Genomic DNA, 24998 nt, shown 5'->3' on the forward strand with positions numbered 1-24998 from the left:
GGTGCCTCTCATGAATTTACCTGCCGCGCACGCGGCGGTTTCCGGATGGCACGATACGCTTGGCCAATCGGCCGATCGACGAGGAGACGAGTGCGGTCTCAAGCACTCCGTAGAGCGCGAGTACCATCAATGCCTTGATCGCTTCGTTGGTCATTCGGTGCCCTGCGTCAAATGATCTAGATCGGATGCTTCTCTGGTCGGGTCAGTACGGTCAGCGTGTGGTCGGGATGAGGCTTGTAGACGGTCCGGGTCGCCGTCGCTTGGGCACTAACTTCCGGACGAGCCAGGCGCGCAGTCAGCGTGATCGCCATCATGGCGATGCTGCCGACGAGCACCAGGACGACCACCTTCAGATGGGTCGTCTTATCGACGGTGTAGATCGAGTGATTCACTGCAGGCTCCATCGTCAACGAGCCGAATTCGTGCTGCTGATGAACCTTTAACGCATCCGTCGGAAGGCCGAAATTCGGGCGGTTCACCTAAGGAAATATCCGTAAGGCCGCATGGAAGAGGGCGCCGGGGCTCGCGGCTGCCCGGCGTTGGCGTCGAGCGTGACACTCGGCATCGTGTCAGCCTTGCATTGGTCGTGCCCGGGCATCGCGCCGGTCGCCGCGGTCAGGAGACTGTTTGTGACCGCTCAGTAGGAGACCTCACTCGGGATCACGCAGGTTTTAAACGGGTGGGTTGGTTTCAAGGCGGTCTATCGCTTGCGAATGCCGCCGCGCGAGATTTACCTTTGTGATCCAGGACGCTAGCCGGCAACCCATGGGCGTGTATGATGCCTAGCGGCATCCGGTCTGGCGCCAGTTGGGCCGTGCTTGCTGTTTGGCAACGAGCCGGCCTCGACAGCGATGATCACGCAGACCCGCGACCTGAAAGGCGAACGTCATCGACTGACGGTGCTTTTCTCCGACCTCGTCGGGTCCACCGCGCTGGGCCGGGATATCGAATCGGAACACCTCTCCGAACTGTTGGGCCAGCTCAGGGACATCTGGCATCGCGCCGTGGCCAAGCATGGCGGCCGGGTTATCAGGACCCAGGGAGATGGTGTCCTCGCCGTGTTCGGCTATCCCAGGTCGGGTGAGGACGACGGTCGTCGTGCAGCCGAAGCCGCCATCGATATTCACCGGTGGGTCGGGCTGTTGCGCCACGATAGCGTGCCGCCGGCCCTGATGCCGCTTCGCATGCATTCGGGCATCCACGCCGGCACCTTGCTCTTGATGGAGGGGGATATCGAGTCCGGCCGATATGACCTGGTCGGCGATGTCGTGAACACGGCGGCGCATCTGTCGCGTCGGGCTGCGCCGGGCGAGATCCTCGCCAGTCTTGATTCCCTCGGGCCGCATGCGAATTTTTTCGAGCTCGGCGGCCCGATTCAGGTGCCTGATGCGGGGCCGGAGATGCCCCAGGCGCGCGCGGTGCTGCGACGAAGCATGGTGACCCGGCGGTTTGACGCAACGTCCCGGCGCGGCTTGACGCCCTTCGTTGGGCGCGACGAAGTATTCGATTTTCTGACCGGCTTTCTCAGCGAACCACACCCGGCCTCGCGACGTTGTGCGGTCGTCGTCGGCGGTCCTGGGCTTGGCAAGACGCGGCTGCTGGAGGAGGTGCTGCGAGACTGCGATACCGACCAGTTCAAGCTGCTGCGGGGCAGTTGCGAGAGCTATGTCGGTGCCGAGGTGCTGCAACCGTTTCTGCAGATGCTGCGCGCCTCATTGGGGATACGACCGGAAGCATCGATCGCCGATGCAGACGAGACCGCCCGGGACGCCCTGCAGCCATGGCTCGCCCAACTCGGTCCACGCGCGGAGACGATCATCGCACTGGCCTCGACCGGGGCTGATGCGCGCGGCGGACAGATGACCGTCGATGGCGTGGTCGGTGACCTGCTCGGGTTCTTTACCGTCTTGTCCGCGCAGGGACCATTGGTGCTGGTGATCGACGATTGGCAATGGTCCGACGACGCGAGCCGGCAGTTGCTGGAGAAACTCCTGCAATTGCCCAATGGACCGCGCTTCATCCTCGCCACCCGGCCGCGCGACGACGGCACCGAGTGGATTTCCGGCGCGCCGCACCTGCTGCTGAGGCCGTTTGCGGGAGGAGAAACCGACATCGCCGTACGACGCTGGGTGCCGCAAGCCGACCCCTTCCTCGTGGCCCGGGTTCACGCCTATGCCGGCGGGGTGCCACTGTTCATCGAAGAGCTGTGCCATTCCATCGCTGCCAACGACAATGATTCGTTCGAAATGCGCAGCAAGCAAGGCGGATGGATCGCCACCCTGGTCGCTTCGCGCCTGGCGCGCCTGCCGCCCGATCAGGTGAAGGTGGTCCGCGCCGCCGCGGTGATCGGAAACACGGTACCGAAAAGTCGGCTCATTGCGGCTTGCGGCAGCGAGCCCGACCCGGCGACGTTGCGGGGATTGGCCGATGCGGATTTTCTCTTCGCCGATCCGGCCGGGGACGCCCTTCGCTTCAAGCACGGCATCACGCGGGACGCTGTCTACGACACCATCACCCTGCACGAGCGTCAGGCCTTGCACCAGCGCATTGAAGCCAGTTTGCTGGCACGGTCCGAGCAGGCCGACCGCGAAGACACGCTGGAAGCCCTGGCCTACCATTCGCGCGGCGCAGGCCATTGGGAAAACGCGGCCCATTATGCCGAACGCGCCGGCGACAAGGCCATGGCGGCCTTCGCCTTGGACCTTGCCGGGTCCCAGTACAAGGCTGCTATGGATGCGCTGGATCGCGTGCCGGATCGCTCGCGCGAGCAATCCCTGCGCTGGTGCTTGCTGGCGAATAAACTCGGCATGGCCAACATCTTCGATCCGCTGTCGTTGACCGACGATACCAGCGTGTTCGAACAGGCGGTCGCCATCGCGTCATCGCTCGGTGACACCGGCGCGACGGCCAGCGCCTATCAGTGGCTTGGCTACATGTGTTACGGCTTTGGCCGCTTTCGCGAGGGTGTGACACACACACGAACGGGACTGGAATGGGCACGCAGGCTCGGCGACCCCCGCCTGATCGCCCGGACCGAAGCCGTGCTGGGCCAGATTCTCGCTGCAAGTTGTCAGTACGACCAAGCCACCGCCTTGATCGACGCTGCCATCTCGACGACGCGCAGCCGCCGCCATGGCGCCATCGCCGTCGGCTCGGCCTATTCGCTGTCGTGCAAGGGCAGCATCCTGGCCGATCGGGGCGATTTCGAGGGTGCCCACGAGTGCTTCAACGAAGCGATGAGCCTGGTCGAAGGGTCGACCCATCCGGTCGTCAGCTCGGTGCGCAATTGGGTCTCGGTCGCGTTGGTCTGGCAAGGCCGCTGGCAGGAGGCGGAGCAACTGGCCGTGGAGGGCGCCCGCGCCGCCGAGACCATGCGCAGCCTTTTGATGCTGACGGCGTGCCGCGCTGCGTCCGGCTTTGCCCGCTGGTCCATGACCGGCGATGCCGATGGCTTGCAGCAGCTGCGAAACGCCGCGCAATGGATGGAGCGACGCAACTTCCACTTCTACACCTCGGTTCAATATAGCTGGCTGGTTGAGGCGGCGGCGGCCGAAGGCGACGTCGAGACAGCACGGCGGTACGCAGCCCATGTGCTGGGCCGCGCGCGCGAGGGCGAGCGGCTGGGCGAGGCGATGGCCTGCCGCGCGCTTGCGAAGCTCGCGGCGCGACGCGGGGATTTTGGACGTAGCCGGCGCTGGTTGCTGCGCGCCGAAACCTCCGCAGGCTGGCGCGGCTCGCTGCGCGATGCCGCTCTGAATCTGGCTGCGCACGCCGAGCTTCTCGCCCTGCAAGGGCAGGGCGAGGCGGCGCGGAAGACTGCAACCGAGGCTGCCGAAAAGCTCCGCGCGCTTGGCATGCGCTGGCACGCGGACCAGACGATCCGCGCCTTGGCTGGCGCGCCTTAAGCGTCCTGCATCTCGGGTTCAGCCCTGCTGCTGGGGCGGCACCCTTCCAGTCATGCTCACAGACAGTGGAATGGGGCCGGGGCGCAACGGCAGCGTCGTTTCCACCAGCGCGCTGAAGAAACCGAGCATCACCGCCAGTGCCGGATCTGCTCCGGGACAGGAATGCGTTGGGTGACCTGCGACCCTGCGGTTGCCGCCGAAGGCGTGATAGATGTCCTGACGGCCTTCGACGAGGTTCTGCTGGGTGGCGGAGACCGCGCCGGCGACGACGATGTCCCCGGGCCTGACCTCGACCTGGTGCCCGTCCTTTCCTCGCATGTGCGTGACGATCGCGGTGCGCCAGATCAATTCGGGCACGGCGCGCAGCTGCATGGCCGGGATGAAGTCGTCTCTCAGCCGGTTGAGAGCATCGGTATAGTCGGCCGCCACGGTGCCGGCGTAGCGCGCACGCAAGGCCCACAAATTTCCTTCGCGCAGCCATTCATTCAATATCCTGCGCATGTTGCCGTCGGTGGTCGGAATGAAGCCCATCATGGCGCCCGCGATCGTGCGCGCCACGAACGGGACGTCGCCCGCAGCGCGCGGGGAATCGAGGACGGCTCGGGTCACGGGAGCCGTGATCGTCGACTTGAACTTGTCGAGAAAATCGATCATGGCGCTGCGTACGGCGGTGCCATGCGCGGCACCGACCGCTTCAACTTCCTTGTTCGGATGGGGCTGGAAGATGTAGCGCGATGGCGACAGGAAATGGCCGGGATAGAAGGGGGGATCGCCCGCCTTCCAGTCCCAGCGGTAGCCGCCGCGACGGAAGTAGCCGCCATTCTCGCTCAAGCCGAACCACTCCTCGCAGAAGGCGCCCAGCAGCGGATTCACGAGTTCGTGCCCCTCGACGGTCAGGTCCCAGCTCGATGCGCCGTCGGCAGCGGCATAGCCAATCGTCTGCTTGACCATGAAGCCAAGCACCTGCTGCGTGACCTTGCGCGCCATCTCGAATGCGCTCCGCTGGTCGAGGGCCATGATCGCGGCGTTGCAGATCTCGGATTCCTGCTCATAGGCATGATCTTCCTGTCCGGCGTCGCGGCCGAGATACAGAATGCCGAATGACCGCTGCATGCGGGGCAGGTAGCCGGTGATCGTCAGCTTGGTGCCTGAATCGGCAAAGACTTGCTGCACCTCCTCGCGGTCGGCCACGAGGACCCCGAACGGCGTGCGGAGGACGCCGCCGTGGCGCTCGCGGATTGCAGCCCAGATCGATGCGTTGACAAAATGCGAGGCCGAGTCCGGATCTTCCAGCGCCGTTTTCCACGCCGCCATCGCCGCGGCTTCGCCGAGCTGGCTCTCGATCTCACGCAGCCGTGCGATCGCTTTTTCGCCGTCGTCCACGCTCCACGTCACCAGCGGCTTGCGGCCTTGGGCCGCCGCCCATTCCTGCAGGCTGGCGAGCGCCTTCTTCGATGGCGCGAACAGATAGGTTCCCCATTCCAGGCGGACGAACGGGCGAGGCTCGTCGTGGAGTCGATCGGACCCGTCGAGCGGCATATGAACCGTCTTGCCGCCATGCTCGAAACGGAAATGTCGGAGCCGGCCCGGCTCGGCGAGGCCTAGGAACGGATCGCTCTCCCCGGAAAAGGCGCCCGAGCTGTTGCCTCCGACGAGCCAACTCTGCACCACCTCGAACTGCTCGCCGAGGCTGGCGTTGTAGGCCATGAAGACGAGCCCGCGTTCCTGCTGTAGCGCATCCTTGGCGGCTTGCGGGTCATCGCGCTTGATGGGCGGTCCGTAGGACATGCCGCGCCTGACGATGCGGGGCGGCCGGGCGCCGGCATCCGCCGGTGTGATCGTCACCCGCGGATTGGCACGGCGTATATGGGCGTGATAGGGGCACGATTGGGCCTGCGTGTCGCCATCATAATTGAAGTCATTGCCCTGCGGCTCGGTTGGCGGATTCGGGATGAGGGGCTGGCCAGCCTTTTGATGGCCGGTAGGCCAGCGTCCCATCATCTTGGCGAGAAGCATCTCGCGCGTCAGGGGCGGGGCGGAGCCACCGGCAACGGCCTCTGTTGCCTGGCGCGCGTCGCGAAGGACCTGTTCGAGCTGTTCCACGTCCTGCCGCAGCTTGCGTACCGCCAGGAAGCTGCCGTCGCGAAGGAACGCATGAATGCGATTGGTTTCGTCGCCGAACGGGGCCTTCTCGTCGGCCAGGTTCGGGTAGCCACACAGGATTTCGCCGAGATGCACCTGGTTGGAATAACGCGAGCCGGCATCGCTTTGCCGCAGCACAGGGTTCGAAGTGCCGTCGGTGAAACCGAAATGGTCCTGCACGTTGCCCGCCGCATCGCGCTGGCGCTGCATCCACTGGATCGAGAGCGGCTTGACGCCGGGATCCACGTCGACCAGACGCTTCATCTCGGCCATCAGCGCTGCTCTGGTCTCCGCCATCGGCGTCGCCGTGGACAAGTGGCGCAGCTGGAGCACCGCATGGACGGCGCTCATGTTGATGCGCGGCGCCGGGTCATCCTCGCGCAGGTCCGGCGCCTCAATGCCGAGCGCCCAGTTGCTTGCCGGCAGGCGCCATCGCTGGGGATGATTCCAGCGCACGTCGCCGAGCAAACCGGCGCGTCGTTCCATGCCCTGCACGAATTCCTCGGGCAATGAGCGGACCTCATCATCGGACAGTCCGGCGTGACGCAGTCCCTCGACCGTGAAGGCGATATTGGCGACGATCTGCCCCGGGGTCGGAGCATCCGCTTCGGAGGTCACCTGAAGCACGTTCAGAAACGCCGCCAATGCGGCCGGGGTCGCGAGCTGCAACAGCAGCAGGCAACCGTGATCGGAATCGGGGTAGGCGGTCAGGATCCCGCCCTGCACGTTGCCCCGATCCTGCAACGGCGGCTCGGCCGGCAGCGCGAGGGGAAGGTTGCGCCGCGGCGCCGCGACGTTGGGCGGGGTCATCAGCCAGCGCACGGCCTCTTCATAACGCAGGAGGGCGCGCTTGATGCCGTCGCCGTAGGTGGCGCTGTCGTTCAGCATCAGCACCAGTTCCGGCAGCAGCTCATGCGCAGCGCGGTGCAGGGTCTGCCCATCGTGCGTGCCGGGCGGATAGAAATCGGCCAGATGGTACAGCGCGGCCAGCGCGCGTATGCCGTGATAGAAAGCGGGCCGACCGGCAGCCGCAATCGTGAGCGGCTTGCTGAAGCCGGCATTGGTGGGATCGGCGCCGATCGCTCCGTCGACCTCGAATATGGAGCGCCGCGCAATATCTTCGGGGGAGGGAATTCTGATCCGGGTGACGATCTGGTCTGCATCAGTGCCCGATACGCGCCGATAGACGCGCTCCTCCATCCGCAGAAACCGCGTGTCGTCCACGGTCAGGTCGGGCGTGGCGTAGAGGAAGTAGGCCTCCGACTGCCTGCTCTTCAGCCAAATGCCCCAGTCCTCATAGGTGTTCTCATAACCGAGCACATAGCCCTCGGTGTTGCAGAAGATAAGGTCGAGCAGCCGCGCGGCCTTCTGCCAGATGACGCGGACATAGGCTTCCCAGGAGCCGTCGAATGTCGCGGTCAGGAGCACATAGTCGACGGCGTCCACTGCGTCGTCCTCCGGCTCGAGCACTGCGACTCCCACCGAGTGGATGCGCCCGACACGATCCACTGAATCGGACAGGACGCGGGCGAGTTCGTATTCAAACGCGCTTGCCCGGCCGCCATTCAGCGCGCGCAGGACATATTTGGCGCGTGTCTTGTACGTCGTCGCGTCAAGGGACGGCACGAACCCCTTCTTGATCGGAGCCAGCACCCTGAAGTCCGAAGTGCCGCTCATGCTGCCCGTCTTGATCGTCAAATCGCGCCGCATGTCCTGTGCCTCCCCTGGTGGCTGGCGGCCGAACTGTCGTCGCGGCCCCGCCAAAATACACCTAATGCATACTTATTATGTCTGCACATCTAAAGGTTGCATGAAATCGGCAGGCTCGGCCATAAGAATCTTGCCCCCTGCCTTCGGTCGCGAAGGCCGCAGCTCCTCAACCCAAAGTCGCTACTCCAACTTTGCTGTTCCGGCGCCAACGATTCTATGAACTGGCCCACACTTTCGAACTTTTCATTCGAGGTGCGGAGAGCCCCCGGTCGCACGAGCCCGTCGAAGGGGCTTCCACTCGGGAGGGCGCCTAACCGGGCCTTAGCTTCCAACAGCTTCCGGAGAGCTTTGCTGGCGCTCGGTCGCGCGCGCCGACACCGGCTCGTGCTGCCAGGGCCAGCGGCCCTCGATCGTCGAGCGTCAGAGTCCAGCTCAGGAAGGTGCGGATCACAACGAGGCCGGCGAGCAGGCCGAGGCTCAAGAAGGTCGGCTCGATAGCGATCGATCCTCGGATCGTCCTGCGTACCATTGATCGAGATCAACGAGCCGCGACCGGTCAGAGGTTTTTGATGGAGCGTGTGAAGGCGGCCCGTCACGCGGGAACTGCGCCGGATTGCATTGACCCACATCAAGACCATCGACGTCCGCCGGCTTAGCATTGTGCACGCGGAGGATGTTGGCGATGAAAGCCTGTCCCTGCCCAATGCGAAGAATTTGCCGGAGCAATGAAACTACCAGATGGAATTTGCGCCACCGTCCTAGTCCTTACTTCGCCGAAGCCTGGTGGTTGATCATCGAGGCAATCTGGATCCCGAGACCGACGCCGGCTCGCCAAAAAGCGTCGTGACCGGCCAAGTCTCGCCAAGGGAGTGATCATGGAAGATCAAGCAGAAACGACAGAGCGGCCACGATCCGCCCTGCCGGAGGTCTCGAGCACGCAACAGGATCGTTATCACGAACTGTTCAAGCACTGCGCGGAGCTCGAACCTGTTCACGCCGCGGTTGCTGATCCCTGCGATCGCGCCTCGCTTGAGGCGGCCATCCGCGCGTCGGAAACCCGGCTGATCAATCCGATTCTGGTCGGTCCCGAAAAGAGCATTCGTTCGGTCGCCGAGGCGGCCTCATTGGATCTAACGGCATGCGAAATCGTCGATTGCCCGCCCGGGGCTGCGGCAGCAGCCGCAGCGGTGGCGCTTGCAAGAGAAGGCAAGGCGGAAGTCATCATCAAGGGGAGCTTGCGGGCAAACGAATTGTTGCATGAAGCTGTCATGGCCGGGACAGGTCTTCGGACCGAGCGGCGCATGAGTCATGCCTTCGTCATGGACATACCAAGTTACGCGAGTCCACTCATCATCACCGATGCCGGCATCAACATATTTCCGAGTTTGGCCGAGAAACGCGACATCTGCCAAAACGCGATAGATCTGGCGAACGTCCTTCGTTTCGATGAACCGAGGCTTGCGATACTCTCGGCGGTCGAACACGTCACCAAGAAGATCCCGTCGACCGTGGAAGCGGCTGCGCTGTGCAAGATGGCGGATCGGGGACAGATTTCCGGCGCCCTGGTCGACGGCCCGCTTGCGTTTGACACCGCGGTGAGCGCCGAGGCTGCCCAGCAGGAGCATATCTCATCGCCAGTGGCCGGCAGAGCGAACATTCTGCTCGTGCCCGATATCGAATCCGGAAACATGTTGGTCAAACAGCTGATGTTCATGTCGGGAGCCGTTGGCGCGGCAATAGTGCTGGGAGCCCGCGTTCCGATCGTCTTGACAAGCAGTTCGGACAAGCTGCGGACGCGCCTCGCTTCAGCAACCGTTGCCTTGCTGCTGGCCCATGCCAAACGTCGGTCGATGCGTGTCCTGCCAGCGGCGGGATAGCTCTTGACCGGCATTGCGGGGCCTGGCGCCGGGGAGTGATCAGACGGTCTGTCGGCTCCTCAGCCGCTAAAAATCACGCGGCGGAAGCGGTACAGGGCAACACTAAAAAGGACACAGCCGATCGCGGCTATGGCAACGATCTCCGGCCAGACAGCGTAAGCATCTGCGCCCCGGTAAAGCACGTCCTGCGCAAAAATCACGAAATGTGGTGTCGGGCTGATGACCAGCATCAGGTATTTCAGCCAGACTGGCATGCTCTCCAGAGGCGTCGTGCTGCCGGAAAGCAGCATCATGACCAGCAGCACCGGGATCGAGAGCAGGCCGAACTGGGCCATCGTCGAGGCGATGGTGCCGAGCGCAATCCCGAGTGCGGCGACGGTGAATACGTAGACGCACGCGCCGCCCAGGAATAGCAGACGCGATCCGGCGACCGGCACTTGCAGCCACCACTCGACGACAAGTGCGAGTGATATGGTCGTCGAAAGCACGATGACGACGCCGTTCGCGAGGATCTTGGACAGCATGATCTCGGTCGGAACGACGGGCATGACGAGCAGATGTTCGACCGTGCCTTGCTCGCGTTCGCGGATCAGGGCGGCCCCGGTCAGCATCACCGTGATCATGGTCAGGTTGCTGACTATACCCATCACAGACGTGAACCAGCTCGACGTCAAGTTCGGATTGAACTTGACCTGGGTGACCAGCTTGAGCGGGGGCATGGCCAGCCCCTCGCGCCCGGAAATGAAATCCAGCACGTAGTTCGTGATCACGTTCTGGATATAGGTCATGCCGTTGAAGGCTTGGGCGGCGGCCGTGGCATCGACGTTGATCTGCACCGTGGGTTGCCGACCCTCCAGAATATCCTGCTGAAATCGAGGAGGAATCTCGATCGCGAAGATGACGCGTTGCGAGTTCATGGCAGGGTCGATTTCGGAAGGCTGCAGCTGCAGCACCCGCTTGAAGGTGGGGGGTGTCAGGCCATCGCCGATGCGGCGTGAAAGATCGGAGCGATCCTCATCGACGATTCCAACCGCAAGGTTGGTCGCCTCGGTCGAGGCGCCGGTTGCGGCAGCGTGGATGGCAATGGTGAAGGACCAGACAACGAGCGCCAACATGATCGGGTCGGAGCGGAAGCTGCGCAGCTCCTTGATCGTCAAGCGGAAGATGTTGGTCAAGTGCAGCCGGAGCTTGGCAAGCCGTTCTCCGTGGAGGCGCTCGGTCGGCGTCCCCGACTGCAGCGTCGACCGTTCTCGCGAGTCTGCTCGGCCGCGCACCATCGACATCTCAGGTCTCCTGCTTCCGGAGGAAGAAATGAGCGGCTGCGAAGAATCCGGCCGCGAACACCGCAAGGATGAGCGCGTTGAACCCGAGATCGGAATAGGTCAGCCCTTTTGTGAAGGTGCCGACGCTGATCGGCTGGAACCAGGCCGCGGGAAAAGCCAGGCCGATGGCCCTGCCGGCGCCGGTGAGCGACGACACCGGCACCAGCAGGCCCGAAAAATTCGTCACCGGGATGATGGACAGGACCGTGGTTGCAAACACGGCAGCGACCTGGGTTTTCGTGAAGGTCGAGACCAGTTGCCCGAAACCGCAAGTCGATAAGACGTAGAGCAGGGCTCCTAACGTGAGTGCTCCCAAAGACCCCTTGACCGGTACGCCAAAAACAACGAGGGCCATCAGGACCAGGATGACGAACGTCAGCATTCCGACCACGACATAGGGGAACTGCTTGCCGAGGAGAAATTCAAACTTGCTGATGGGCGTCGATCGAAAATTGGCGATCGATCCGGTCTCCACCTCGCGCACCACGCCGATGGTTGCCATGATGGCGGGAATGAGAACGAGCATGATCACGATGACGCTCGGAACCATGGAAAAAGCACTCTTGAAGGCCTGGTTGTAGCGGAAGCGGTTCTCGATTTTCACGCTGCCCAGGCGGATGTTGCTTGGCGGATTGGGACCGAAGCGTTCCGTCACGAGGTCCTGCGCGTAGCGCATCAGCAGGCCGGTCACGTAGCCTTTGGTCGTCTCGCCCCGGAATGGCATGGCGCCGTCGATCCAGAATGCCGCCTCCGGTGGATGAAGGTCGGCGAGATCGCGGCCGAACCCGGCCGGAATTTCGACCGCGACCGCCAGTTCACCGCTCCGCATGCGTCGCTCCAACTCCGCCGTCGAGCCGATCGGGGGACGCTCGGAAAAGTAATGCGACCCGGAGAAGCTTTCGAGCAGTCTGCGGCTTTCAGGAGTCTGGTCCTGATCGAAAGCTGCATATTTCAGGTTCTCGACGTCGAACGTGATGCCATACCCCATCGCCAGCATGAGAATGACGGGGCCGACGAACGCGAATGCCAGCCGGATGGGATCGCGCAACAGCTCCATGGTTTCGCGCCGCGCATAGGCCCACATCCGTCCAGGATCGAAGCGTCTCGTCGAGCGGGTCCCGCCGACCGGGGGCGATGCCAATGGCATGGGAGCCGCGGCAGCTTCCGCGGGTGCTCGCACCGGCGACGGTTTGGATGTCTTGTCCTTGGCGGCTCCGCCAGCCTCCTCCAGATAGGAAATGAACGCGTCTTCCAGAGAAGCGCTGTTTCGGCTCGCGACCAGTTCCTTTGGTGCCCCGACCGCGAGCACCCGTCCCTGATGCATCAGCGAGATCCGGTCGCAGCGCTCCGCTTCGTTCATGAAGTGCGTCGAGAGGAAAATGGTGACGCCGTCCTTGCGCGACAGATCGATCAGGGTGCGCCAGAAAGCGTCCCTGGCGACCGGATCGACGCCCGACGTGGGCTCGTCGAGAATCAGCATGAGCGGCCGATGCAGCACGGCAACGGCAAGCTGCAGCCGCTGCTTGACTCCAAGAGGCAGGCTTTCCGGCTTGGCGCCATCCACATCCTTCAGATCATATTTGTCCAGCAGCTCGCCGATCCTGGCTTCGATCTCGTCCGCTGGCAGATGATAGAGGTGGGCGTGCAGTTCGAGATTCTGCCGCACGGTCAACTCACCGTAAAGCGAGAAGGCCTGCGACATGTAACCGACGTTCTGCCGCGCTTCCATGTCATCGGCCGCCATCGGTTTCCCGAACAGCTTGGCCGAACCCTCGGTCACGGGCAGAAGCCCCGTCATCATTTTCATCGTGGTGGTTTTTCCGCAGCCGTTGGAGCCGAGGAATCCGAAAATCTCGCCGCGCCCGATGCTGACGCTCACATGATCCACGGCGACGAAATCGCCGAACCGGCGCGTAAGCCCTTGGGTCTCGATCGCCGCCGTGTTGTCGTCGCTCTCGGTGCGCGGCGGTACGATGACCTCCTGATGTTGGCCACGCTTTTCCGGCGGGAGCAGGGCAATGAAGGCTTCGTCGAGGCTGCTCTTGCTTGCCTTGGCGAGGATCTCCTTCGGGGCACCCTGGGCGATCACCTTGCCGTCATCCATGGCAGCGAGCCAGTCGAATCGACTGGCTTCGTCCATGTAGGCCGTTGCGACGATCACGCTCATTTGCGGACGACGGGCGCGGATTGAATCGATCAGCTCCCAGAATTGAACCCAGCGCGAAGGACTCAGATCCAACCAATCGACAGGTTACCCGGGGTCCATATCCGTAATTCGCATAAGGTATATTATGGAATATATTTATCTCGAATTAGATCAAATGTTTAGGCCGAATTGCTGCCACGCCGCCTTCGCTCCAGCGTCGATTTCAGCCTCGGTTCTCCACACTTGACGGCTACTGTGCATGGGGTTGTTTTCGCGTTTTGGATCGCGGCTGCCCCACATCGAAAGCCGATATTGCCGTGACCCTGTCCGGCTGCAATAAGCGAGCTCCACGAGATCGCAGATGACTGCCGACCAGACGTCCGTATAGGTTTGCGTCTCACAACAAGAACAAACTTCCGAGGAAGCAGACCCATGGTCCTTTCAACGCGTTTTTCCCGCCGCACGCTTCTCAAGGCCACCGCCGCGACCGCCGTTTTTGGCGGGGTCAGCGCGCCCTATGTGGCCCGTGCCCAGGCCGCCGCGTTCTCCTACAAATACGCCAACAACCTGCCTGACTCGCACCCGCTGAACGTCCGCGCCAAGGAGATGGCCGCGGCGATCAAGAGCGAGACCGGCGGCAAGTTCGACCTCCAGATCTTTCCGAACAACCAGCTCGGCTCCGACACCGACATGCTGAGCCAGATCCGCTCCGGCGGCGTCGAGTTCTTCACGCTGTCGGGCCTGATCCTGTCGACCCTGGTGCCGGCCGCGTCCATCAATGGCATCGGCTTCGCATTCCCGGACTACGACACGGTCTGGAAGGCCATGGATGGCGAGCTCGGCGCCTTTGTCCGCGGCGAGATCAAGAAGGCCGGCCTCGAGGTCATGGACAAGATCTGGGACAACGGCTTCCGCCAGACCACGTCGTCGACCAAGCCGATCGCCGGACCCGATGACTTCAAGGGCTTCAAGATCCGCGTGCCGGTGTCGCCGCTGTGGACCTCGATGTTCAAGGCGTTCGACGCCGCGCCCGCCTCGATCAATTTCGCCGAGGTCTATTCCGCGCTCCAGACCAAGATCGTCGAGGGCCAGGAGAACCCGCTGGCGATCATCTCGACCGCCAAGCTCTACGAGGTGCAGAAATACTGCTCGCTGACCAACCACATGTGGGACGGATTCTGGTTCCTGGCCAACCGCAGGGCCTGGGCCGCGCTGCCTGACGACATCAAGACCATCGTCGCCAAGAATATCAACGCGGCCGCCCTCAAGGAGCGCGAAGACACCGCCAAGCTGAACGCCAATCTCCAGCAGGAGCTGGCGGGCAAGGGCCTGGCCTTCAACCAGCCCACGGTCGCGCCATTCCGCGACAAGCTGCGCTCCGCCGGCTTCTATGCCGAATGGAAGGGCAAATATGGCGAGCAGGCCTGGGAGCTGCTGGAAAAGGCCGTCGGCAAGCTGTCGTAACGCGTTGGGGCCGTCATGGCTCAGGTCGAGGCTCAGGTGACCGAAATGGTGGGCGAGGTGGCTGGTCAGCCCCCTCGCCGATCTCAGTTGCTGGCTTCGCTGGAGCGCATCCTCGGCCTCGCCGTCGAGATCCCCGCGGCGATCCTGGTCGTCGCCGAGATCGTGATCCTGTTCGCCGGCGTGGTCGCGCGCTACGGCTTGCACCGGCCGCTGATCTGGTCGGACGAGCTTGCCTCGATCCTGTTCCTGTGGCTGGCCATGCTTGGCGCGGCAGTGGCGTTCCGCCGCTCCGAGCATATGCGCATGACCGCGATCGTCGCCAGCGCCACGCCTGCGATGCGGGCCTGGCTCGATCTGGTGGCGGTCTCTGCCGCGCTGGCGTTCCTGGCGATGATCGTCTGGCCGGCCTACGACTACGCCTACGAAGAGAGCTTCATTACGACGCCAGCGCTGCAGATTTCGAACATGTGGCGCGCCGTCGCGCTGCCGGTCGGGCTCTGCCTGATGGCGGCATTCGCGCTGCTGCGTCTTTTGCGGGCGGCCGACTACCTGAAGGTGCTGACGGCCGCAATGTCGGTCGCGCTCGTGGTCGGGCTGTTCTGGCTGGCACAGCCCTACCTGCGGCCGCTCGGCAATCTCAACCTCGTGATCTTCTTCGTCGGCGTCGCCGGCTTCTGCGTCTTCGCCGGCGTTCCCATTGCGTTCGGCTTTGGCCTAGCCATCTTCGGCTATCTGGCGCTAACCACGCACACGCCGGTCATGGTGCTGGTCGGACGGATGGACGAGGGCATGAGCCACCTCATCCTGCTGTCCGTGCCGCTGTTCGTGTTCCTGGGGCTCCTGATCGAGATGACGGGCATGGCCCGGGCCATGGTGGCGTTCCTGGCGAGCCTGCTCGGCCATGTCCGCGGTGGCCTGCACTACGTGCTGGTCGGCGCCATGTACCTGGTGTCCGGCATATCAGGCGCCAAGGCCGCCGACATGGCTGCGGTCGCGCCCGTGCTGTTCCCGGAGATGAAGCAGCGTGGCGCCAAGCCCGGCGATCTCGTCGCACTGCTCGCGGCGACCGGCGCCCAGACTGAAACCATTCCGCCGAGCCTGGTGCTGATCACGATCGGCTCGGTCACCGGCGTCTCGATCGCCGCCCTCTTCACCGGCGGCCTGCTGCCAGGCGTCGTGCTCGCGGTCACGCTCTGCATGCTGGTGTGGTGGCGCTACCGCCGTGAGGACATGAGCCATGTCCGCCGCGCAACCGCGTCCGAGATCGGCAAGACCTTCGTCATCGCCCTGCCCGCGCTCGCGCTGCCCTTCGTGATCCGCTACGCCGTCGTCGAAGGCATTGCGACAGCCACCGAGGTCTCGACCATCGGCATCGTCTATGGCGCCCTTGTCGGTCTCGTCATCTACCGCCGCTTCGACTGGCAGCGGCTGTTTCCGATGCTGGTCGAGACGGCGGCGCTGTCGGGCGCGATCCTGCTGATCATCGGCACGGCCACCGGCATGGCCTGGGGCCTGACGCAATCAGGCTTCTCGCGCTCGCTGGCATCCGCCATGACCGGATTGCCAGGGGGAGCTGCGAGCTTCATCGCCGTATCGATCCTGGCCTTCACCATTCTCGGCAGCGTGCTGGAGGGCATCCCGGCGATCGTGCTGTTCGGGCCGCTGCTGTTTCCGATCGCCCGCGCCGTTGGCGTGCACGAGGTGCACTACGCCATGATCATCATTCTTGCGATGGGTATCGGGCTATTCGCGCCGCCGTTCGGCGTCGGTTATTATGCTGCCTGTGCCATCGGACGCGTTGAGCCTGCCGAGGGCATCAGGCCGATCTGGGGTTATCTGCTGGCGCTGCTGGTGGGATTGATCGTCGTCGCGGTGTTCCCCTGGATCTCGATCGGATTCCTGTAACGCATGGCATCGAGGAGGGTGTCGATGAGTGAGCGGCAGAACCAGTACGATATCGGCCTCGACAAGACCCCCGCCAATTATGTGCCGCTGTCGCCGCTGAGCTTCCTCGCGCGCAGCGCCGGCGTCTATCCCGATCACATCAGCACGGTCTATGAGGGCCGCAGCTTCACTTGGAGGCAGACGCATGAGCGCTGCAAGCGCTTTGCCTCCTATCTTGCCAGCAAAGGCATCGGCGTCGGCGACACCGTCGCTGCGATGCTGCCGAACACTCCGGCAATGAACGAGGCGCATTTCGCAATTCCCATGACCGGCGCTGTGCTCAACGCTCTCAACATCCGCCTCGATCCGCCCTCCATCGCCTTCCAGCTCGACCATGGGGCCGCCAAGATCATCCTGGTCGATCCTGAATTTTCAGGCGTCATCACCGATGCGCTGGCGCAGATGACCGGGCCAAAGCCGTTCGTGATCGACGTCGACGATGCCGCGTTCAAGGGTGGCAAGCGCATCGGCGAGATCGAATATGAAGCCGCCGTCGCGCAAGGCGACCCGAACTTCACGGCAATCCTGCCAAGCGACGAATGGGACGCGATCGCGCTGAGCTACACCTCGGGCACCACCGGCAATCCCAAGGGCGTCGTCACCCATCATCGCGGCGCGTATCTCAACGCCGTCAGCAACATCCTCGCCGGCAATCTCGGCCAGCATCCGGTCTATCTCTGGACCCTGCCGATGTTCCACTGCAACGGCTGGTGCTTCCCCTGGACGATCGCGGCCTCGGCCGGCATCAATGTCTGCTTGCGCAAGGTCGAGCCGACCAAGATTTTCGAGCTGATCAGGCAGCACGGCGTCACCCACATGTGCGGCGCGCCGATCGTGTACAACACGCTGATCAATGCGCCCGATGCGCCACGGGGCAACGCGGCACGCCGCGTCGTCGGCCTCATCGCCGGCGCAGCGCCGCCGGTCGCGGTGTTGGAAGGCGCCGAAAACATCGGCATCAAGCTCACCCATGTGTATGGCCTGACCGAGGTCTACGGCCCCGCCTCGGTCTGCGCCGAGCAGCCGGGCTGGGACGAGCTTGCGCCTGCCGAGCGCGCCCGCATGAAGCGCCGCCAGGGCGTTCCCTACCCGCTCGAGGAAAGCGTCACCGTGATCGATCCGCAGACCATGCAGGAGGTCCCGCGCGACGGCGAGACCATCGGCGAGGTCATGTTCCGCGGCAATATCGTGATGAAGGGCTACCTCAAGAACGAGAAGGCGACCAAGGAAGCCTTCGAGGGCGGCTGGTTTCACACCGGCGACCTCGGCGTGCTCGACGAGCACGGCTATGTCATCATCAAGGATCGCTCCAAGGACATCATCATCTCCGGCGGCGAGAACATCTCTTCCGTCGAGGTCGAGGATATCCTCTACAAGCATCCGGCCGTGCTGTTCGCCGCGGTGGTGGCAAAGCCCGATCCGAAATGGGGCGAAGTGCCCTGCGCCTTCGTCGAGCTGAAGGACGGCGCAAGCGCAAGCGAGGCCGACATCATCGCCTTCTGCCGCACGCATATGAGTGGCTTCAAGACGCCGAAGGCCGTCGTGTTCGGACCGATCCCGAAGACGTCGACCGGCAAGATCCAGAAATTCCTGCTGCGCAACGAAGTTGGGTCGGCGAAGGCGATCTCGACCTAATTGGCGTCGGGTTCGCAGGCTGTCGAGCGTATAGTGCGCGGCCATACCCGCAAAGCTGCGGTGCGCTACGCCTGGTAGGTCAATGTGTCTCCAGCTGCAGGCCGTCATAGGCCGGCACCACGCCTGCGGGCAGAGTCTGCCGGATCACCTCATAATCGACGTCCGCCGTCATGTTGGTGATCACGGCGCGCTTCGGCTTGAAGCGCTCGATCCACGACAAAGCGTCGTTGATGCTGAAATGGCTGACGTGGCTGGTGTAGCGCAGGCCGTCGACGATCCAGAGGTCGAGATTTTCCAGCGCGCCCCAGCTCTCGCGTGGGATGTCATTGAGGTCCGGCGTGTAAGCGGCATCGCCGATACGATAGCCGAGCGCAGGAATGTTCCCGTGCTGGACCAGGAAGGCCGTCATCGTCACGGCGCCGCCCTTCCCAAGAATAGTCTGGCTCTCGCCCGCCTCGATCGAATGCCGTGTCAGGATCGGCGGGTAGTCGCTGCCCTCCGGCGAAATGAAGCAATAGGAGAACCGCGCCATGATGTCCTTGGCGGTCGACTGGTTGAAATAGGTCGGGATGCGGCGGCGCATGTGCATGACGACCGAGCGCAGATCGTCCATGCCATGGGTCTGGTCGGCGTGCTCGTGGGTCAGGAACACCGCGTCGATGTGGTCGACGTTGGTCGAGAGCAGTTGCTCGCGCAGGTCCGGCGAGGTGTCGATCACGATCCGCGTCGTGCCATGCTCGGACTTCCGCTCGACCAGCAGTGAGCAGCGGCGGCGGCGATTCTTCGGATTGGTCGGATCGCATGCGCCCCAGCCGAGGGCGGGACGCGGAACACCGGCGGAGGAGCCGCAGCCCAGGATCGTCAGCGTCAGCGTCATGCGGCTCAGAACCTCAAGCTTTCACCTTGGAGAACAGGCGGAAGAAATTGTCGGTGGTCTGGCGAGAAATCTCGTCCAACGACACCCCGCGCGTTTCGGCCAGAACCTTGGCGACCTCGACCACATAGGCCGGCTCGTTGCGCTTGCCCCGGAACTTGCCCGGCGCAAGGTAGGGCGAGTCTGTTTCAACCAGAATACGGTCAGCAGGCAGTTCGGCCGCAAGCGCGCGCAGCGTATCCGACTTCTTGAAGGTCAAGATGCCCGTGAAGCCGATATAGAGCCCGAGCGACACCGCCTTCAGTGCCAGCTCACGCCCGCCGGTGAAACAATGCAGCACGGCGCGAAACGATCCCTTGGCCGCCTCCTCTTCCAGGATGCGGGCGCAGTCCTCGTCCGCCTCGCGGGTATGGATCACCAGCGGCAGGCGCGTGGCGCGCGCGGCGGCGATATGGGCACGAAAGCCCCTCGCCTGCGCCTCGGGCGAGCCGTCGTCGTAGAAATAGTCGAGCCCGGCTTCGCCGAGCGCGACCACCTTGGGATGCCGTGTCAGCTCAATCAGCTCGTCCGGCGAGATGCCGTCTTCCTCATCCGCGTTGTGCGGATGGGTGCCGACCGAGCAATAGACGTCGTCATAACGCTCGGCGATGGCGAGAAGCTGATCGAGCTTTCGCACCCGTGTCGAGATCGTGACCATGCGGCCGATCCCAGCCGCGCGGGCACGCGACACGATGCCGTCGATATCCTCCGCAAAGTCCGGGAAATCCAGGTGGCAGTGACTGTCGACCAGCATCATGCGCCTCAGGCCGCCGGCTCGATGTAGCGCGGGAACGCCGGCGTCGGCGCTGGCAGCGTGGTGCCGGGCGCGATCCGCTTCTCGCCGCCGAGCATCGCGAAATTGCGCTCAGCCGCCGGGATACCGAGGCTGTCGAGCAGCAACCCTGATGCGGTCGGCATCGCCGGCTGGGCCAGGATCGCGATCTGACGCACGACTTCCGCGGTGACGTAGAGCACCGTCTTCTGCCGGACAGGATCGGTCTTGGCGAGTGCCCACGGTGCCTCACCCGCGAAATAGCGGTTGGCTTCCGCGACCACAGCCCACACGGCGTTGAGCCAGTGATGGATCTGCTGTGTCGCCATGGCTTCGCGCGATGCGGCAATCATGCCATCGGCCATCGCCAGGATCGCCTTATCGTTGTCGCTGAACGCGCCGGGCTCCGGCAGCACGCCGCCGAGCTGTTTGGCGATCATCGACAGCGAGCGCTGCGCGAGGTTGCCGAGATCGTTGGCGAGGTCGGCATTGATGCGCGCGACGATGGCCTCGTGGTTGTAATTGCCATCCTGGCCATAGGAGACCTCGCGCAGGAAGAAATAGCGCATCTGGTCGACGCCGTACTGGTCGGCGAGATTGAACGGGTCGACGACGTTGCCGACCGACTTCGACATCTTCTCACCCCTGTTGAACAGGAAGCCATGGGCATAGACCCGCTTCGGCAGCGCAAGGCCGGCCGACATCAGGAAAGCCGGCCAGTACACGGCGTGGAAGCGGATGATGTCCTTGCCGATGATATGCACGTCGGCCGGCCAGTAGCGCCAGTTCTTATCGCTTTCGTCAGGGAAGCCTACGCCAGTGATGTAGTTGGTCAGCGCGTCGACCCAGACATACATCACATGCTCTTCGTTGCCGGGCACCTTCACGCCCCAGTCGAAGGTGGTGCGCGAGATCGAGAGATCGCGCAGGCCACCCTTGACGAAACTCACCACCTCGTTGCGGCGCGCATCCGGGCCGATGAATTCGGGATGGTCCGCGTAAAGCTTCAGCAGCTTGTCCTGATAGGCCGACAGGCGGAAGAAATAGCTCTTCTCCTCGACCCATTCGACCGGCGTGCCTTGCGGCCCGAGGCGTACGCCATCGTCGTTCAGGCGTGTCTCGTCCTCGGCGTAATAGGCCTCATCACGCACCGAGTACCAGCCCGAATAGATGTCGGCGTAGATGTCGCCATTCGCTTCCATGCGACGCCAGATCTCCTGGCTCGAGCGATGATGCTGCTCTTCGGTGGTGCGAATGAAGCGGTCGAACGAGACGTTCAGACGCTGGTCCATCTCCTTGAAGCGGTTGGCATTGCGGGTCGCGAGTGCGGACGGGGACAGGCCCTCGTTCTGCGCGGTCTGAACCATCTTCTGGCCATGCTCGTCCGTGCCGGTCAGGAAGAACACGTCCTTGCCGTCGAGCCGGGCGAAGCGCGCCAGCACGTCGGCCGAGATCGCCTCATAGGCGTGACCGATATGCGGGCTGCCGTTGGGATAGGCGATGGCGGTCGAGATGTAGAAGACATTGTCGCGGGCGGGCGCAGCAGCGACCACATCCGCTTTCGCTGCGGTCACCGGCTTCGGCGCCTTGGGTTTCGACACTTTGGGCTTCACCGCCTTCGGCGGCTTAGCGACGGGTGCCGGCGCGGCGATCACGGCGGGCTCAGCCACCTCCGCCTTCTTGACCGCGTTCTTCGCAGGAGCCTTTGCTGGCTTCTTCACCGCTTTCTTGGCGATGACCGGCGCCTTGGCAGCTTTCTTGCTGGCCTTCTTTGCCGTCTTTGCAGCGCTCTTCTTCACGCCCTTCTTGGCGACGGCCTTCTTGGTCTTCTTGACCTTCTTGGCAGCCTTACGCGCCAGCGCCTTCACGGCCTTTTTGGCGGCCTTCTTTGCAGCCTTCTTGCTGCTCTTGCCCTTGGCGGCTTTCTTAGCGCGTGTTGCCACGACAAATTCCTTTACCGGCTTCTCGAATTTTGGAAACGAACTGCGTTAGGTTGTTATTCTGAGCATGCTCCTCTCGGAAAACCGCTACACACTTTTCCGGATCATGCTCTAGCGCGTTGCGTCCGCCAGCCAGCCGAACACCGAGAAAACCAAGGGCTTTCGCTCCAGATTGTAGGTTTCGGTGTCGCGCGCGGCGCGGACGATCTTTTCCCATACCTCGCTCAAGCGCGCAAGGCGCGGCAGGTTCTGGTTGGCATTGGCTTCGTCTGCATGCAGGCGCTCCGCGATCCAGCGATCGATGCCGTCGACGAAGGCGGCAAGGGCCACGCGGTCGCTGGTGCCGAGGGATTCACCAAGCGTGTGCAATTCACGCGGATCGACCTCCGGCAACCGTGCCAAGAGCGCGGCGGTGCGCTGCTGGAGCTTCAGCGCATCGCCGCCGAGCAGCGTCAGCGCGCGCGAGACACTGCCCTCGGAGGCCTCCGCTGCCTCGCGCAGTGCCAAATCAGTCGGCGGGATGTCGGCGGCCGCAGCTGCTGCGGCAATGACCTCGTCGGTCGTCAGTGATCGCAGACGCAGCTTGCGGCAACGCGACTGGATGGTGGCGAGCACGCGCGCCGGAGCGTGGCTCACCAAAAGGAACAGCGATCGCTGCGGCGGCTCCTCAAGGATCTTGAGCAGCGCGTTTGCCGCATTGGGATTGAGCTCGTCGACGGTGTCGACGACGCAGACGCGCCAACCTTCTGCTGCAGCCGTCGAGCCGAAGAATGCGATCGTCTCGCGAGTCTCGTCGACCGTGATGACCGTGCGCATCACACCACGGTCATTGGCGGTGCGCTCCAGCGTCAGCAGGCCGCCATGCGAGCCGGCTGCGACCTGTCGCGCCACGGCATCATCAGGATCAATGAAGAGATCTTCGGCGGTCTGCACGGCCGTCGCCAGGGGTTGGCCATGGGCGAGCACGAAGCGCGCCATACGATAGGCCAGCGTTGCCTTGCCGATTCCTTGCGGCCCGCCAATCAGCCAGGCATGCGGGATACGCCCGCTGCGATAGGCGGTCAGCAGCGCCGCCTCGGCCTCGCGATGGCCGAACAGAAGGCTGGTCTCGCGGGGATGCGGGATAACACTCTCGCGCTCGGCCTGACGCGGGCTCATGCCGAGATCACCGAAGCCGGCGTCGGCAGGAGGCGTTCGCGCAGCGCGGCCCAGACGCGACCAGCGACCGTATCAGGGTCGGAATTGGCATCGATCAGCACGCAGCGCGCGGGATCGTCGACGGAGATCTTGCGATAGGCCTCGCGCAGGCCCTGGTGGAAAGCGAGCTTCTCGCCTTCGAACCTGTCAGGCGTGCTGCTGCCGCGCCGCGCCGCCGCGCGCGCCAGGCCAATCTCGACCGGCAGATCGAGGATGAAGGTGAGATCAGGCTTGAGATCGCCGATTGTGACCCGCTGCATGGCGTTGATCAGTCCGGCGGGTACGCTGCCGAGGCTGCCCTGATAGGCTCGTGTCGAGTCGGCGAAGCGGTCGCACAGCACCCAGACGCCTTGTTTGAGCGCAGGCTCGATCACGGTGTGGACATGGTCGTCGCGCGCGGCCGCGAATAGCAGCGTCTCGGCTTCGGGCCCGAGCAGCTTGCCCATCCCCGACAGCACCAGATGGCGCATGATCTCGGCGCCGGGCGAGCCGCCGGGCTCGCGCGTGACCAGGATCCGCAGTCTGGCCGCACTGAGACGCCCGGCCAGCTTCTTGATCTGGGTCGACTTGCCCGTCCCCTCACCGCCTTCAAAGGTGATGAAGCGTCCGCGCCCGGACGGCCGCTGTCCCGTGCTCTCACTCATGGTCAGAGCTTCTCGGCGCCTGCGCGGAACATGCCGATCACGAGCTCGCTGGCGCCGTCGATCGCGCGCCGCATGGTCGAGCCGGTGCCGATCGATTCCGCCGCGTAGACCGGCGTTTCCACCGCGATATTGCCGCTGCGCCAGACCTTGACCACGCCGACCTGCTGGCCTTCCCGAACCGGCGCGCGCACGGGACCGCTATAGACGACGCGCGCGATCAGCTTGTCGCCGCCGCTCTTGTGCACCATCACCTTCACCGGCACTTTCGCAACCAGCTTCACAGAGCGACTCTCGCCCCCGAAGACCTTTGCGTAGCCGACCGGTTCGTCGGCCGCGATCAGGGTGCGGGTCTCGAAGTTGCGGAAGCCCCATTCCAGCATCTTCTTGGCTTCGGTGGCGCGATCCTCGGGGTCTTCGAGCCCGTTGACCACGACGATCAACCGCGTGCCGTTCTGCACCGCCGAGCCGACCATGCCATAGCCGCCTTCCTTGGTGTAACCGGTTTTCAGGCCGTCGGCGCCTTCCATCGAATTGAGCAAGGGATTGCGGTTCGGTTGGCGGATTTTGTTCCAGGTGAACTCCTTCTCGCCGAACAGTTTGTAGAACTCCGGGAAGTCCAGGATGATGTGACGCGCGAGCATGCCGAGTTCGCGCACCGTCATCTTGTTGCCGGGGTCGGGCAGACCGTTGGAATTGGCGAAGGTCGACTTGGTCATGCCGAGCTCGCGGGCGCGCTTGGTCATGAAGTCGGAGGCAAAGATCTTCTCGTTGCCCGCGATGCCTTCGGCGAGAGCGATGCAGGCATCGTTGCCACTCTGGATGATCGCGCCGTGCAGGAGGTCGTCGACCGAGACCTTGCTGTTGATGGCTGCGAACATGGTTGAGCCGCCCGAGGGAGCCCCGCCCCTGCGCCAGGCATTCTCGCTGATCCGGTATTCGTCGGTCAGCTTGATTTCGCCCTTCTTGATCGCGTTGAACACGACCTCCGCGGTCACGAGCTTCATCATGCTGGAGGGCGCGCGCAGCTCGTCGGCGTTCTTCTCGAACAGCACGCTACCGCTGGAGGCCTCGATCAGGATCGCCGTGGGGGCATCGCCGTCAAAGCCGGCATCTTCGGTTTTCTTGGCGCCCTGGACGCTCTGGTTGGCGGCATAGAGCACCCCGCCCCAGCCGAGGCTCACGGCAAGCGCCGCCGCGACCAGCCCGCGTGCCAGCGCTCCGGCGGTGAACCGGGGATGGCGGAGCGGGATCAGATGAAATGCCATGGCGAAGCCCTGAGAGCGGCGTTCTAACAAACGGAACCGGTGCGAACAACACGAGGATCGGGTGCTTGCTCCGAGATTGCACGATTCTCGTCGCATCCCTATCGTGGCACCTCATGTTTCCC

General features: G+C 63.7%; 15 protein-coding genes and 1 pseudogene. 5 read left to right on the forward strand and 11 right to left on the reverse strand.

What is annotated here, in order from left to right:
• Window positions 1-176: 176 nt before the first annotated feature.
• Window positions 177-392: a hypothetical protein gene (locus AOQ71_RS30925; RefSeq protein WP_157083701.1), complete on the reverse strand. Its 216-nt coding sequence runs from the start codon at window positions 390-392 to the stop codon at window positions 177-179.
• A 459-nt stretch (window positions 393-851) separates the two neighbouring features.
• Between AOQ71_RS30925 and AOQ71_RS30930 the strand changes: the two genes are divergently transcribed.
• Window positions 852-3905: an ATP-binding protein gene (locus AOQ71_RS30930; protein WP_157083702.1), complete on the forward strand. Its 3054-nt coding sequence runs from the start codon at window positions 852-854 to the stop codon at window positions 3903-3905.
• Window positions 3906-3923: 18 nt separating this feature from the next.
• On the opposite strand, the gene AOQ71_RS30935 is transcribed toward AOQ71_RS30930, so the two are convergent.
• Together AOQ71_RS30935 and AOQ71_RS30940 are read right to left on the reverse strand one after the other, a co-directional pair.
• A complete protein-coding gene (locus tag AOQ71_RS30935) occupies window positions 3924-7757 on the reverse strand; it encodes a Dyp-type peroxidase domain-containing protein (RefSeq protein WP_057755040.1) in 3834 nt (1277 codons plus the stop codon).
• A gap of 310 nt (window positions 7758-8067) precedes the next feature.
• Window positions 8068-8286 carry a DUF1622 domain-containing protein gene (locus tag AOQ71_RS30940; RefSeq protein ID WP_057755043.1) on the reverse strand — a complete coding sequence of 73 codons (219 nt, stop codon included), beginning with the start codon at window positions 8284-8286 and terminating at the stop codon, window positions 8068-8070.
• A gap of 346 nt (window positions 8287-8632) precedes the next feature.
• On the opposite strand from AOQ71_RS30940, the gene AOQ71_RS30945 reads away from it, so the two are divergent.
• Complete coding sequence (locus AOQ71_RS30945) at window positions 8633-9634, forward strand: bifunctional enoyl-CoA hydratase/phosphate acetyltransferase (protein ID WP_063958314.1); 1002 nt, start codon at window positions 8633-8635, stop codon at window positions 9632-9634.
• A gap of 59 nt (window positions 9635-9693) precedes the next feature.
• Here the strand turns inward: AOQ71_RS30945 and AOQ71_RS30950 are convergent, their stop codons facing one another.
• The gene (locus AOQ71_RS30950; protein ID WP_245317273.1) at window positions 9694-10917 is read right to left on the reverse strand and encodes an ABC transporter permease; all 1224 of its coding nucleotides are present in this window, start codon (window positions 10915-10917) and stop codon (window positions 9694-9696) included.
• 1 nt (window position 10918) lies between these two features.
• A pseudogene (rbbA, locus tag AOQ71_RS30955) lies at window positions 10919-13168 on the reverse strand (ribosome-associated ATPase/putative transporter RbbA); the annotation flags it as partial.
• A gap of 366 nt (window positions 13169-13534) precedes the next feature.
• Between rbbA and AOQ71_RS30960 the strand changes: the two are divergent.
• From AOQ71_RS30960 to AOQ71_RS30970, 3 genes are read left to right on the forward strand one after another with little or no spacing between them, the layout of a single operon-like run.
• A complete protein-coding gene (locus AOQ71_RS30960; RefSeq protein WP_057755046.1) occupies window positions 13535-14566 on the forward strand; it encodes a TRAP transporter substrate-binding protein in 1032 nt (343 codons plus the stop codon).
• 15 nt (window positions 14567-14581) lie between these two features.
• Complete coding sequence (locus AOQ71_RS30965) at window positions 14582-16471, forward strand: TRAP transporter large permease (protein WP_057755049.1); 1890 nt, start codon at window positions 14582-14584, stop codon at window positions 16469-16471.
• Between the two features lie 24 nt (window positions 16472-16495).
• A complete protein-coding gene (locus AOQ71_RS30970; protein ID WP_057755052.1) occupies window positions 16496-18145 on the forward strand; it encodes an acyl-CoA synthetase in 1650 nt (549 codons plus the stop codon).
• Between the two features lie 79 nt (window positions 18146-18224).
• On the opposite strand, the gene AOQ71_RS30975 is transcribed toward AOQ71_RS30970, so the two are convergent.
• The 6 genes from AOQ71_RS30975 to AOQ71_RS31000 all read right to left on the reverse strand — a co-directional run bounded on the left by AOQ71_RS30975 (window position 18225) and on the right by AOQ71_RS31000 (window position 24876).
• Window positions 18225-19022, reverse strand: coding sequence for an MBL fold metallo-hydrolase (locus AOQ71_RS30975; protein ID WP_057755055.1), 798 nt, complete (start codon window positions 19020-19022; stop codon window positions 18225-18227).
• Between the two features lie 13 nt (window positions 19023-19035).
• Window positions 19036-19812 carry a TatD family hydrolase gene (locus tag AOQ71_RS30980; protein WP_057756661.1) on the reverse strand — a complete coding sequence of 259 codons (777 nt, stop codon included), beginning with the start codon at window positions 19810-19812 and terminating at the stop codon, window positions 19036-19038.
• 8 nt (window positions 19813-19820) lie between these two features.
• Window positions 19821-21773 carry a methionine--tRNA ligase gene (gene metG, locus AOQ71_RS30985; RefSeq protein WP_157083703.1) on the reverse strand — a complete coding sequence of 651 codons (1953 nt, stop codon included), beginning with the start codon at window positions 21771-21773 and terminating at the stop codon, window positions 19821-19823.
• Between the two features lie 108 nt (window positions 21774-21881).
• Window positions 21882-22928 carry a DNA polymerase III subunit delta' gene (locus AOQ71_RS30990; protein WP_057755058.1) on the reverse strand — a complete coding sequence of 349 codons (1047 nt, stop codon included), beginning with the start codon at window positions 22926-22928 and terminating at the stop codon, window positions 21882-21884.
• Window positions 22925-23611, reverse strand: a complete 687-nt coding sequence (gene tmk, locus AOQ71_RS30995) for a dTMP kinase (RefSeq protein WP_057755061.1) — start codon at window positions 23609-23611, stop codon at window positions 22925-22927. The genes AOQ71_RS30990 and tmk overlap by 4 nt, the downstream gene beginning before the upstream one ends.
• A gap of 2 nt (window positions 23612-23613) precedes the next feature.
• On the reverse strand, window positions 23614-24876 hold the full coding sequence (locus tag AOQ71_RS31000) for a D-alanyl-D-alanine carboxypeptidase family protein (RefSeq protein ID WP_057755064.1): 1263 nt from the start codon (window positions 24874-24876) through the stop codon (window positions 23614-23616).
• Window positions 24877-24998: the final 122 nt, after the last annotated feature.

This window comes from Bradyrhizobium manausense, assembly GCF_001440035.1.
Taxonomy (GTDB): domain Bacteria; phylum Pseudomonadota; class Alphaproteobacteria; order Rhizobiales; family Xanthobacteraceae; genus Bradyrhizobium; species Bradyrhizobium manausense.